This window comes from Pontibacter rugosus (genome assembly GCF_042678745.1).
GTDB classification, from domain to species: Bacteria; Bacteroidota; Bacteroidia; order Cytophagales; family Hymenobacteraceae; genus Pontibacter; species Pontibacter rugosus.
In genome coordinates, this window is sequence record NZ_JBHTLD010000157.1 from 1 (window position 1) to 12,427 (window position 12,427).

The following is a 12,427-nucleotide window of genomic DNA, read 5'->3' on the forward strand; positions in this document are numbered from 1 at the left end:
GCAATTTCGACTCCTATATTGAAATATCGGCATAAAAAGATTACGTATTAGTACGTGTTACAAACCGCATTAATTGGATAGACTTTAACAGTTTTCTTTCGTTTTGTAAGATAACTTGTGCAGAAAGCATGAGTACAATTCTATAAAATTTTATAGCGATAACTATGAACAAGCTTATGTTTAAAGGAAGAATCCTGATGTTAATGATGCTAACGGTGTTGGCTGCTACTTCTTGTGACGATGATGACGATATAGATATTGATCCAAACAGACTCACTAAAGAAAGTTTCATGCAACAGGCTGCTGCTTCTGATATGTTTGAAATTCAAACAGGACAAATGGCTGCTGATGAGGCAGAGATGCAGGCAGTAAGAGATTTTGGTCAGCTACTTGTAACGCACCATACTATGAACAGCAACAACTTGATGCAATTGGCTGCGAATGAAGGCGTGACCTTACCTACTACTTTGCCACAGGATAAAAAAGCAATGCGTGATGAATTAGCAGGTTTAGAAGGTGAAACATTTGACAGACGTTTTGTAGAAATGCAGATTGCAGCACATGAAGAAGCTATTGCGCTTTACGAAGAAGCAATAGATGATGTAGAAGACCCTGAAGTAGTTGCTTTCGCACAGGACGCTTTACCGCTTTTACGCTCACACCTTGCTGTTGCGCAGCAATTAGATCAGATGATGGAGTAATTCCACATACAGTTTTAAATCGGAAAGCCACTTACGGAGAACTCTGTAAGTGGCTTTCCGATTTTATTTGATGTAAGGTGATCGTGTGCAGGTAACAACTTTAACTGTGCCACTTGCTTTATACTCCTCCGTTTATACGTAAACATTAAAACACTTTTAAATTTAAATAAAAACCAATTCTACTATGAAAAAAAGAACATTAGGAAAAGAAGCTTTGGAAGTATCAGCTCTGGGACTGGGTTGCATGGGTATGTCTGACTTCTACAGCAACCGTGATGATCACGAATCAATTTCTACCATACATCGGGCACTCGAACTAGGTGTTAACTTTCTCGATACAGCTGATATGTATGGTGTAGGCGCTAACGAGGAGTTGGTAGGCAAAGCCATCAAAGACAGGAGAGACAAGGTAGTAATAGCAACCAAATTTGGCAATGTAAGGGGCAAAGACGGCAGCTTTTTAGGGATTAATGGCAAACCAGAATACGTAAAAGAGGCCTGCGAAGCGAGCCTGCGCCGTTTAGGTGTAGATCATATAGACTTATATTACCAGCACCGGGTAGACCAGGACACGCCCATTGAGGAAACTATTGGGGCAATGGCTGAACTTGTGAAAGAAGGAAAAGTAAGGTATTTAGGCATGTCAGAAGCATCGGCCGAAACGATCAAGAAAGCCTATATGGTGCATCCGATAACAGCCTTGCAAACAGAGTACTCGCTCTGGAGCCGGGAAGTGGAAGACGAAATACTTCCTACATGTCGTGCACTTGGTATTGGCTTTGTGCCATACAGTCCGCTGGGCAGGGGATTCTTAACTGGCCAGATCAAGCAATTTGACGACCTGGCTGAGGATGACTACAGACGACAGTCGCCCCGTTTTCAAGGGGAAAATTTCCAAAAGAACCTCGACCTGGTGAAGAAGATAGAAGAACTTGCCTCTCAAAAAAGCTGTCAGCCATCGCAACTTGCTTTGGCGTGGCTCTTGGCGCAAGGTGAAGACATCGTGCCAATACCGGGCACCAAACGCCGTACGTATTTAGAGGAAAATATAGGGGCTGTGGAGGTGTCTCTGACACAGGACGAGCTCCAGCAAATTGACGAAATCGCTCCAAAAGGTGTAGCTGCCGGCGGAAGATATCAAGATGAGCAGATGAAGGCTGTGAACATTTAGTTTTAATGCAGTTCAAGATAAAGCCTCCACTAATAAAGTTTAGTGGAGGCTTTATCCTTAAAAAAAAATTCTCTTTACTACCGCGCGCAAATTCCTCTATAAGCACACCATTGGCAAACGTCTAAATCCTTCGTTTTTCTGATTGGCTCGTTCGGGTCTAGCATTCGGTTTACAAATTCACGCAGAATTTTCTCTGATGCAGTTTTAAAGTCTATCTCAACTTCATTACTCCCGCCGATATTTTTGGAGTCGAAAGGCAGCACGCCTGCTTCTAGGTTACGAAAAGAAATAATGCCTGAAGTAGGGTTAAGGCTTTGCACCGGCACATGCTGCGCATTGTGGAGTAGCGTTTCAGGAGATGTTTCCAGCATGCGCTTTATCACATACTCATACAGCCACAACTGCCGTGCCTTGCCATACTTTACATCAGTTAGAAAATGCAGCTCCACATCTTCTGGTTTTATTCGTAGCTGGTTCTGTTCAACTTTCCCTGTTTTATAGTCTATCACACGCAGCTCATGGCCGCTAAGGTCGATGCGGTCTGCTTTGCCGGCTATGCGCACGTTGATGATTTCATCACCTACCGCTACCGGAAGTACGGCAGCCAGCGTTTGCTCCAGGCGCAAAATATAAAGCGGAAGCTCATCAGAAGTTTTCAGGTTGTGCAGGTATTTTTGCAGTACCTCTACCGCCACCTTGTATAGCAGGTAGTTCATCCCGCGTTCAGGCTTGGCTCCTAAAGTCACCTTACCAAATTCCTGTTTAACTTTATCGGGTAAATTCAGCAACATTTGCTCCACATGCCCGGCAAGTACAGGTTCTCCGCTTTTCTCGTGAGGCCTGAAAAAATCCTCCAGCACCTGGTGCACAATGGTACCAAACTGGTCTGCCCCTAATTGCTCCTCTACCTCATCTATCTCCTGCATTTTGGCAATTCGGGTAAAGTAGTATTGCAGCGAACAGTTGATGTACATATTCAGGTGCGATGGGTACAGGCCACGCTCCAGTTCCTGCCGCAGTTGAGCTAATATTTCCGGTGTTTTCTCTATGATGATATCCTCTTCATACTTGCGTGTCTCCTGCTGCTCCACTGCTGCTGTCAAATCCCGAAAGGTAATGTTGGTGTTGCGCAGCGCGAGGTCGTTCTGTAGCTGAAGTATAAACCGGCTCTTCTCACCAGACCCATACGTGTCTGACGGAAGCACATAAAGCAGGTTGATGTGCTTAGCTCGCTGCAACAGGCGGTAGAAATTATAAGCCATTGTGCCCTCTGTTTCGGCGTAAGTGGGAAGGCCAAATTCACGCAGCACATCGTATGGCATCAGCGATTCCTGGCGCTTAGGTGCAGGCAGCACATTCTCGTTTACCGATAGTATAATTAGATTCTCGAAGTCCAGGGCACGTGTTTCCAGCATACCCATTATCTGCACATCAGAAATAGGCTCGCCGCTAAAGGGCAGGCGTGTTTGAGAAATCAGCTCATAGAGAAACTTACGGAAACTGCGCACTGAAATCTTATGCTCCCGGCAGTCAAAAATGGTGTCCAGGCGCTTCACCAAAGTATAGAATATGTAAAGATATTCGGTTTCGATGCTGTTGCGTCCGTGGGTATAAACTTGCCGCAGTAGCTCAATCAGATCATAGAGTGCTACTATAATATCATCACAGTCGCGCCAGGAGCGGAAAAGAGTCTCGAAGAGCGGATGGTGCAGGCTTAGCTCCAGCAGCTCCTGTGCCGTAATAAGCACCTTATTCTCCTGAACCATCTTATCCAGCACTTGCGGAATCATGCCATGATACTGAGTCTTCTCCGGCTGGTCGTTCAGGTATAGTTCATACCTGCGAATAAAAGGATGTGTGAGCAGTTTAGAAACACTCAGGTGATGGTACTGGTAAACTTTATACCCGGAACTTTGCAGCTGCGTCACCCCCGTCAGGTGTACTTCAAACAGCAAGTCTATTAGGTTAAATAGGGGAGTGCCTCTGAAACTGAGGCCCATCGTTACATTGTAAGAAGGTATGTCGTCGGGGATAGAATGCAGCACAGGCAGCAGCAGTGTTTCATCGGGCAGCACAATGGCCGTTTGTGCGTGTTTGTCTTTTGCACGAATCTCCTGCAACAGTTGCCCCGCAAGTTTGCCCTGCATGCTGGCATTAGCCACACCAATTACGTTAATCTCTTTCTTGTCTGTTAGCAGCAGGTTCTGTTGCCATCGCCACTCTGGCAGCTCCCAAGTTCTTTTATACTTTCTTAGAAAAGCACCGGCGCGGTTCGGCGTGTTCTCTTCCATATAAAAATCATCTGAATCAAACAGCACTTCGGCTTTGTTATGCTTCAGCAGTGTTTTGATGATTTTCTCTTCGGAGCGCGTCAGGCTGTTAAGGCCAATGAAGATAAACTGGTGACACTTGTTTTCCTTTGCAATCTGCTCAATCTCTTTTGCAACTTTTCGGAAAGCCATACCTGTATAGGCCTGCTTGTTCTGTTGCAGCCGCTTCTGTAAGTTATGGTACGTTTTTTCGATGTTATCCCAAAGGCTGAAATATTTTTTAAGTGTAGGAGAGAGGTCTTTGCCTAAGAACTTCGGGTCCCAACGCTCCAGCGCCTTCGCCTCGCCCAGGTATTCAAACAGTTTGCCTGTATCAACCAGATTTTGATCAATGCGGCTAAAATCATCCAACAAGGTTCCGGCCCAGGTTACAAAATTATCAAAGTCTAGTTTCGGATCCTGCTCGCGCATCAGGTCAAACAGCTCCAGTTGCAGATTAATCGGCTCCAGTACATCTGTATTAGAGAGGCTTCGGATAAAGTCCTCCATGGCATGTACTTCCGGCGACCAGATGGGCTCTGGTGCGGCTTGGGCTAAAGCTGTTTTAAAGAAAAAGCTTGCACGCCTAGATGGAAGCACCACGCACAAATCACTGATATGTTCTTTGTATTTGGTGTAAATGTATTTAGCAGTAAGCTCCAGGAAAGTCTGCACAGGGTAATTTTAATGAGTAATTGAGAGAGTTAAAAAGCCAGACACTTTAAGCATCTAACTGGCAATAAGAACTTTACGTATAAACATGGGCTACTTCTAGCGCAAAAGAGACGAAACTTGCTTAACTGCCAACTTATACTTTGCTCTTTAGCTTTTAGCTGCTCATGCCCAGTTCTAACTGTTAGTTTATCACCACACAACTTACTTCATACTTATAGCTAGCTAAAATTAACCTCATACTTGTAGCTAGCCAAAATGAGCAAAGAGTAAAAGAATCTTTTAAAGTAGCTTAATGTATAGAGGTATTGTGCAGTTGATCGTTTTGTTCATCCAGCTTTAAAAACGGGTTATAGGCAATCTCCCAAAGGTTTTCATCAGGGTCAGCAATATAACCGCTATAGCCACCCCAGAAAACTTTCTCCGGGCGTTTCAATACGGTAGCTCCTTTCTGCTCCAGTGCAGACACTAACTCATCAACCGCTCGTTCAGAAGCCACATTGTGTGCTAACGAAAACCGTCTGAAGCCACTTCCATCAGGCGAAACGCCAGCATCATCAGCTAGAGACTCCTGAGGAAAAAGAGCTAACTGAATGCCGTTTAATTCAAAGAAAACTATTCCTTCGGAACTGTTCGGGGTAGGGTGCCAGCCAAATACGTTCTGATAAAAATCTCTGGATCGTTGTAAGTTTCTAACGCCAAGGGTAATTATGGTTAATCGTGGTTCCATGTGCTGCAGGATATAGTAAGCGGAAATTATTAATTATAAGTGGTGGCAGGCAAAACATTACGAGGCAGAAGCTTCTGCACTAGTATCTCTGCTTATACCCAAAGTAATCAATTCTATTGAACATTGGGCAAGGTGATCAGGAAAGTTGTTCCTTTATCGGGTTCGCTTTCAACAGAAATATGGCCTCCCAAGCCTTCTATTTGCATCTTCGTTAGATATAGGCCTAGGCCTTTCGAGTTCTTGTTATGATGGAAGGTTTTGTAAAGCATAAATAAACGAGCACCCACTTTTTCTAAATCCATTCCCAAACCATTATCAGAAACCGAAAGAAAACTATTTTGCTCGTCTTGCCAGGCTTTGATAGTAATTAAGGGCTGCCTTTTGTTGCTCTTATACTTTAAAGCATTAGAAATAAGGTTGTGTAGTATACTTTCCAGGTAAACTTTTGGAATAGACAGTGTCTTCAAAGAGAGATCAGTAACAAATTTAGCATTACTCTGCAAAATTTCGTCCTGAAGGTTCTGCTTTTCTGTTTCGATGATACTTTCTATAGGCACGTCACCCTGAGGCAAAGGCTTTTCTATAGTTGCTTTTAATATAAGATTTAAATCATCAATTGTGGCAGACAGGTTATCCGCCATGCCAGAAATGCGCGCCATCACTTCGGCTGCTACATCCTGTGTAGGCTCTGCCATATATAGTTTGTGCAAGCCCCGTATATTTCTTAAAGGTGAGCGGAGGTTATGCGTAATGATATTTGTAAAATCCTCTAAACGGCTGTTTTTAGTGCGAAGATCCTCAGCATTAACTTTTAACTCCAGGTTTAGCTGGTTTAATTGCTGTGCCTGGTTTCGCAATAAAATGGTTGTAATATCTTTCAGCAGTATCTCCGTTATTTCCAGCTCGTTCATCGTCCAGGGGAGAGACTTGCCTTTGATTACCTCTTCCCAGTTTTGAAAAGATTTGCGTGGGTGTAAGATTTTATCAGCTCCGCGCTCAGGCTTTTCAGGATTACCGGCCCATATTCTGGTTTCCCTGATTTCTGGTTTAAAGTATAGAATATACTCTTTGTTATACCTGGATATCTCCAGCGCCAGCAAACCGCTTGCTTTGTCCTGAAAGGCTACTGCACCGGGCATTACTTTAGAGAGTTGTCTGGTACTAAAAACCCTGTTGTTAGAGTTGGCAACAAGCCAATCTATAATTTCCATCACCTGGCATTCTTCGGGCGCAAATTCAGATCTGGTGAGTTTATTATGTATAAAGACAGCCGCTGCGGCTCCTTCAGTAATATCCAGAAGGGTATGCTTTCCATAAAACAGGCCTTGCACCACCTCATCGCTGCTACTCATCTGCTGAATGAGTTGCTCTTCTATCTGCTTGTAATGCTCGAGTGTGCCTATATCCCGTTTTTCATGCCCAGCCATCACAGCATTGGAGAAAGCTTTTGCTATCAGGTAACAGAGTTGCCGCTTCCAGTAATCAATAAATACAGGGCTTAGGTTATGGCATGTAATTAACCCCCATAATTTACCCCGCACCATGATAGAGAAAGACAAAGTAGCGCTAACACCCATGTTTTTCAGATATTCCAGGTGAATCTCCGAAGGATTGCGAAGCTCTGAAAGTATAATGTTGGTTGGCGCTGCTGTAGTTGCGTTTATGTAAGGTACAATGTCTACTGCTTCGGCTTCTACGTCTGGTATCTGTCTTACATGCTTTTTTTGAAGCAGGTCTCTAGCCGGAGCCGGAATATCAGTAGCGGGAAAATGATGGTGCAAATACGAATGCACACCTGTTTTTTTTCTTTCTGCAATTACTTCTCCGTTCCATTCTTCATCAAAAACATAGAGCATTACCCTGTCATAATTCAGCACTTGCTGCACATGGTTTACCAGTAACTGAGCCTGGCCCTCCAGTTCGTCAGTTGTATCTAGTTCTGATTGAAAATTTGAAAAAAGGAATGTGTTTTCCAGTCTTTGCTGGTCGGCAGAAGGAGACGAGGGTTCACATTCAAGCACAAGTTTACCGTTGGTTTCATGTATAAAACCGAAGAACAGTTTGCCTTGTACTAAAAGCAGCTGTGGGTTAAGCTTTACGGCATTGCGGAGCTGCTTCTCTAAAAGCAAATAACCTTCGCCGGAACAAAACAGCTCCAGCTTTTTACCAATCAGTTCTTCCTGTGTTACATCCAGGAATTCAGAAATGTTACTGCTCACTTGCTCCACCTGTAGGGTAGCATGATCAAGTATAAGCAGGAATCCATGCGGCTGAATCCGGCCAATTATATGTATAGGTTCTGTATCACAGTTTGAAAGGTCTACTTTCAGGTTTTTGTAATTTTGCATCTAAAGTACTGCTGTCCGAATGTTGTAGTGGTAAGCGTTTGCTTTACGTTTGTGTTTGCTATGTGTTAAGAGTAAGCCCGCTAAATTAGAGGTGCTGCTAAAAAAACTTTAAAATAAATTCTAAATTTAGTATATTATATCTCTAATCCCAGCTGTAGGGCCTTTTTACCTCCGTAATGCCACTCCATCACTTCTTCGGTTTCAAAGTAGTACAGCAGGCATTTTACCTTTTGATAGCCTAACTGACGAAAACGTACAGCATAATGATCGAGGCGGTAACGGTGCTCCGGTTCTGGTGGAGGTGTTTTAAACTCAATCAGCACCACGGCATCTCCATCGAACACTATTCGGTCTGGTTTATATAGATAAGCCCGTGCATCCAACACCTCTTTTTCATGCTCCACCGCAACCTGGTTTGTAAAATAGCGGCTAAGTTTTGGATGTCTAAGTACATGGTTCAGCTTTTGCGATACCTCAGGCTTTTCACGCTCACTGATGATGCCCTCGTACACCATTTGCCGAAGCACCTTATTAAGCTCTGGAGCAAAGGCTATACGGGCCAGAGCATAGTGCAGCTTTCGGTTTTGCTGGCGTTGCACCGTCTGTGTCTCAAAATCAAACACGTTATTGGCGTGCTGTTTTATCTTCAGGCGCTGCTCCCAATCAGTTGATGTAAGATGATCAACAAAATAAGTTCTTTCATTCCCCTGGCGGTGCTGCAAAACCTGCGGCTTGCCTTGCGAGAGCTGGTAGCAATGCTTTCCGAATTCCCACATATCCTTGTGCACCAGGTAGCGGTACAGCAGGTGGCTTACGTTTTTTGCCTGCCCGTCCAGCTTCGGCGCTTTTCGCTCCTCCAGCAGGTCTTTGGCATTGCCGATTAAGTATAACCTGTCCATTGGGCGGGTAAGCGCCACATAAAGCATGTTCAGGTTCTCTATGAAAGTCTTCTCTATTTCGGTGCTATATTGTTGCGCAAGTATGGTGTTTTCCAATTTAGAACTGGTGTTCACGGCTACACTCCGCAACTTACCTGTCACGGTAATTTCTTCTGGTAGCTGACTCCACATCAGCGAGCCACGCTTAGGCTCAGTTCCCCAATCAGCAAACGGTATGATAACAATAGGATATGCCAGACCTTTGGATTTATGAATACTGGTAATGGTGATGGCATTTCGGTCTTTGGGTGTGTTAATGCTTAGCTTATCTTTCTGCACATCCCAGTAAGCCAGAAAGTTATTCAGGTTGTTACTGTTTTTCAGGCTATACTCCAGCACCAGGTCAAGGAACCGGAAAAGATACTCGCTTTCATTATTCTTGCCCAAAAGACTAAACACTCTGATTAGCTTTTCTGTAAGCTCATAGATAGACAGGTTACCAGTTTCACGCTCCTGCACCTCAAACCCAAACTCACGCAGTTGGTCAAAAAACAACTGGTTCTCCTTGTCATTGGCTATTTCTGCAATGGTTCTGGTCATCTCCACATCCGGAACTTTTTCGAGCGCTACCTTATATACAAGGTACAAGGCCTCTGATTTTGCGAGTGTATCGTTGGGCCTGTTAAACACACGGAACATGGCAATAATCAAATTGATAACTTCCGCGAATTGCAATGAAAGAGAGTCCTGTGAAATAATATCGTAGCGCCGCTCCTTCAGAAAATTAGCTATCAGCTTACTTTTGACATTTGTACGGCAAAGGATGGCCATGTCTTTCAGTTCATACCCTTCGTCCTGCGCATGCGTCACCAGCTGCAGCACCATGTTCAGCATACTTTCGTCGTATGTCAGTAACTGCTTTTGATTGTAGCCAGCATAATACGTGTCGGTACGGCCGCAACTGTTCAGATCATAGGTGTAGTTCGTGTCATCATCATGCGTGAACATGACCTGAATATGGCCGCCGCTTTTATCACTGCCTGGTGGTATCTGCTGCGCAAAATCTTTGTCATAGATCGACGTAAAAATCTCGAACTCCGGGTGCCCTTGGCTGATAAAGGTGAACAGGTCATTGTTAAAGTCAATGATTTCGGCGCGGCTGCGGTAGTTAGTACTAAGGTTGTTTGGCTCCAGCGCCTGATCAACCGACTCATAGCGTTCCCGAATGAGCGAACCATGCCGGCGGTTTTCATAAAGCTGCTCCGTGCTGCCTTTGTATAGGTGCAGTATTTGCTCCATCTCGCCTCCCCGCCAACGGTATATGGCCTGTTTGGCATCACCTACCACCATGCTGAAATGTCCGGAAGCCAGTGCATTATCCACCAGAGGAAGCAAGTTGTTCCATTGCAAAACAGAGGTATCCTGAAACTCATCTATCAGGATGTGCTTATACTTTTCGCCCAGCCGCTCATAAATAAACGGCACAGGTTCTTTCAGTACAATATCGATGATGCGCTTGTTGAACTCAGAAATATGAACAGTGTTTTTATCCAGCTTTATCTCTTGCAGGCATTTCTCCAGCTCGTTCAGCAATGATACTTTGTATAGGTGCGGCACTACTTGCTGTATAAGCGTGAAGATGCCGGCATATTGTTCTTTTATACTTTCAATGTGGAAGTATAATTCTGTAAGCTGTTGTTTTATACTATCTATTTGTGCTTTAGCGCTTGCACTGGCTTTGCCACCGTACCATTTATCCTCGGCTATGGTTTTGTGCGCATTGCTGTTACTATAGTTCAGATCAACTGACTTTAGCCAGCTGTTAAAATAGGACCAGATGCCCCGGTTACCTTGGTAGAGATCGGCAGGGGAGACACCAGCCTGTTCCATAAGCTGCATGGCCTGCTGAGCTGCTTCCTGCACAGTTTCCTCCACCTGTTGCTGCACAAGCTTAAGCTGCTCCCTTACTTCCTTAAAATCCTCCAGACTCAGGTGCTGTAAATCTGTTATCGATTCATAGACCTGCTCGTTTAACAGGTTTCGTGCAAAATCCATAAGGTCGTCTGGCAGCATGGTCCAGCTTTTGCCTTCGCGGGCTTTTTCCAGGGCATAATGCTCCAGTGTTTGCGATAGCAGATCTTCTTTAGAATCGGTTACTTTATCGAGCAGCAGCGAAACTGCCGTATTCAAAAGCGTATTGGAATCCAGGTCGACCTCAAAGTTCTGAGGGATGTTGAGCTCGCGGGTAAAAGCCTGTACTATTTTATTAACAAAGCTGTCTATCGTGCTAACGCTGAATTCTGAGTAGTTATATAGCACCTGTCGGAACAGCAGGCCTGACCTTTTGCGAATTTCTTCTTTGTCTAGCTTTTCATCAGGATGTTCCTGCTGCAAATCCTGTGTTATACTTTCCAGTAAAGCCTCACTCTTTTGCTTGTCTTTCCCCGAAAGATTTACATCATTAAAGTTACGCAACGCTCCTAAGATGCGCTCTTTCATTTCAGCAGCAGCATCGTTAGTAAAAGTAATGGCCAGTACGGAGCGATAATAATCAGGGTCAGAAGTATGTAGTGCCAGCTTCAGGTACTCCTTGGTGAGATGGTAGGTTTTGCCTGAACCGGCAGAGGAGGAGTAAATTTTGAATGTTGATGCCATAGCTGTTCTCTGTACATGAAAGGTACAGCTTCGGGAGGGCATCTGCCAATCTTTGTCTAAAATATTTAGCATTTAGCCACAAGCAAAAGCCGCAGGCTCACTTAGGCTGCGGCTTTTGCTTGTGGCTAAAAACAAGTTAAGCATATACCAGCTCGCCCTTTTGCTCAGCTGGTAATGCCACAAAGTCTTTTACGCATACATGATACATGATACGCGCCATAGAAAGCGAATAATCAGTCATCAAACAATGCTGCTGCTCTGCACTCATCAATGCTTTGCTGCTCCCCAGGTTAAATTTGTTCAGCTCAATTACCTCATCAAAGTTTTGGCGGAGCATCTTTAGCGCTTTAAATGAAGGCTCATTATAGTAAACCGGAATTACCTGACAAACGGCATAGCTGCCCTTCTTGCGCTCCTGCGCTATCATTTCGCAAAGTGCATCAATGTTTGTTCTGTCTACGTCTGACAAGATCACATAGAAAACGTTTCTTCTGTCGGCGTTTAATGCTTTGGCCGGGGCACTGCCCAACAGCATGTTGCGGCTTATCTTCGCACCGCTCAGAAATGTTTCGTCCTTCAGTATTTTGTTGTGAATTTTGAATGCCAGTGCACCTGCTGCAATAAGATTAAAGTCCTTACCTTTTGTTGAAATTTTGGAGAAGTGTAACATAGTATAGGGTCTTGGGTTATAAATTTTTGTTACAAATTTTAGGGGTAAGCAGGCCAGCAGATGCCATCGGCAACAGCTTTGCACAAGACACTCTTCATATTTCCACGAAATGCAAGAAGTGTTTTTAAAGTAAAGGATCAATAGCTATCCAAAAGAAATCAGATCTTATTCTTAACTAGCTATCAATTACCAATTTATCATTTAAGCTTAGCTCGTTTTGCTTTACTACGTAACTTATTACTTAAATATATAGAATCAGAGATTTGTTAGGGTGAATACCGCTTAATCATTAG

At 44.1% G+C, this 12,427-nt stretch carries 7 protein-coding genes; 2 read left to right on the forward strand and 5 right to left on the reverse strand.

The features are described from left to right. Window positions 1-164 precede the first annotated feature (164 nt). Window positions 165-701, forward strand: coding sequence for a DUF4142 domain-containing protein (locus ACFQ2O_RS15365; protein ID WP_377529461.1), 537 nt, complete (start codon window positions 165-167; stop codon window positions 699-701). Window positions 702-885: 184 nt separating this feature from the next. Then, window positions 886-1,872, forward strand: a complete 987-nt coding sequence (locus tag ACFQ2O_RS15370) for an aldo/keto reductase (RefSeq protein ID WP_377529465.1) — start codon at window positions 886-888, stop codon at window positions 1,870-1,872. 77 nt (window positions 1,873-1,949) lie between these two features. Here the strand turns inward: ACFQ2O_RS15370 and ACFQ2O_RS15375 are convergent, their stop codons facing one another. The 5 genes from ACFQ2O_RS15375 to ACFQ2O_RS15395 form a co-directional block, all read right to left on the reverse strand. Then, window positions 1,950-4,856 (reverse strand): PD-(D/E)XK nuclease family protein, encoded by a 2,907-nt coding sequence (locus ACFQ2O_RS15375; protein ID WP_377529470.1) that lies wholly within the window; start codon window positions 4,854-4,856, stop codon window positions 1,950-1,952. Between the two features lie 289 nt (window positions 4,857-5,145). Continuing rightward, window positions 5,146-5,583 carry a VOC family protein gene (locus tag ACFQ2O_RS15380; RefSeq protein WP_377529473.1) on the reverse strand — a complete coding sequence of 146 codons (438 nt, stop codon included), beginning with the start codon at window positions 5,581-5,583 and terminating at the stop codon, window positions 5,146-5,148. Between the two features lie 113 nt (window positions 5,584-5,696). Continuing rightward, entirely contained in the window at window positions 5,697-7,931 is a 2,235-nt protein-coding gene (locus tag ACFQ2O_RS15385; protein ID WP_377529477.1) for an ATP-binding protein, read from the reverse strand. Window positions 7,932-8,065: 134 nt separating this feature from the next. Continuing rightward, window positions 8,066-11,464, reverse strand: a complete 3,399-nt coding sequence (locus ACFQ2O_RS15390) for a UvrD-helicase domain-containing protein (RefSeq protein ID WP_377529482.1) — start codon at window positions 11,462-11,464, stop codon at window positions 8,066-8,068. A 136-nt stretch (window positions 11,465-11,600) separates the two neighbouring features. Then, window positions 11,601-12,134: a hypothetical protein gene (locus ACFQ2O_RS15395; RefSeq protein WP_377529486.1), complete on the reverse strand. Its 534-nt coding sequence runs from the start codon at window positions 12,132-12,134 to the stop codon at window positions 11,601-11,603. Window positions 12,135-12,427: the final 293 nt, after the last annotated feature.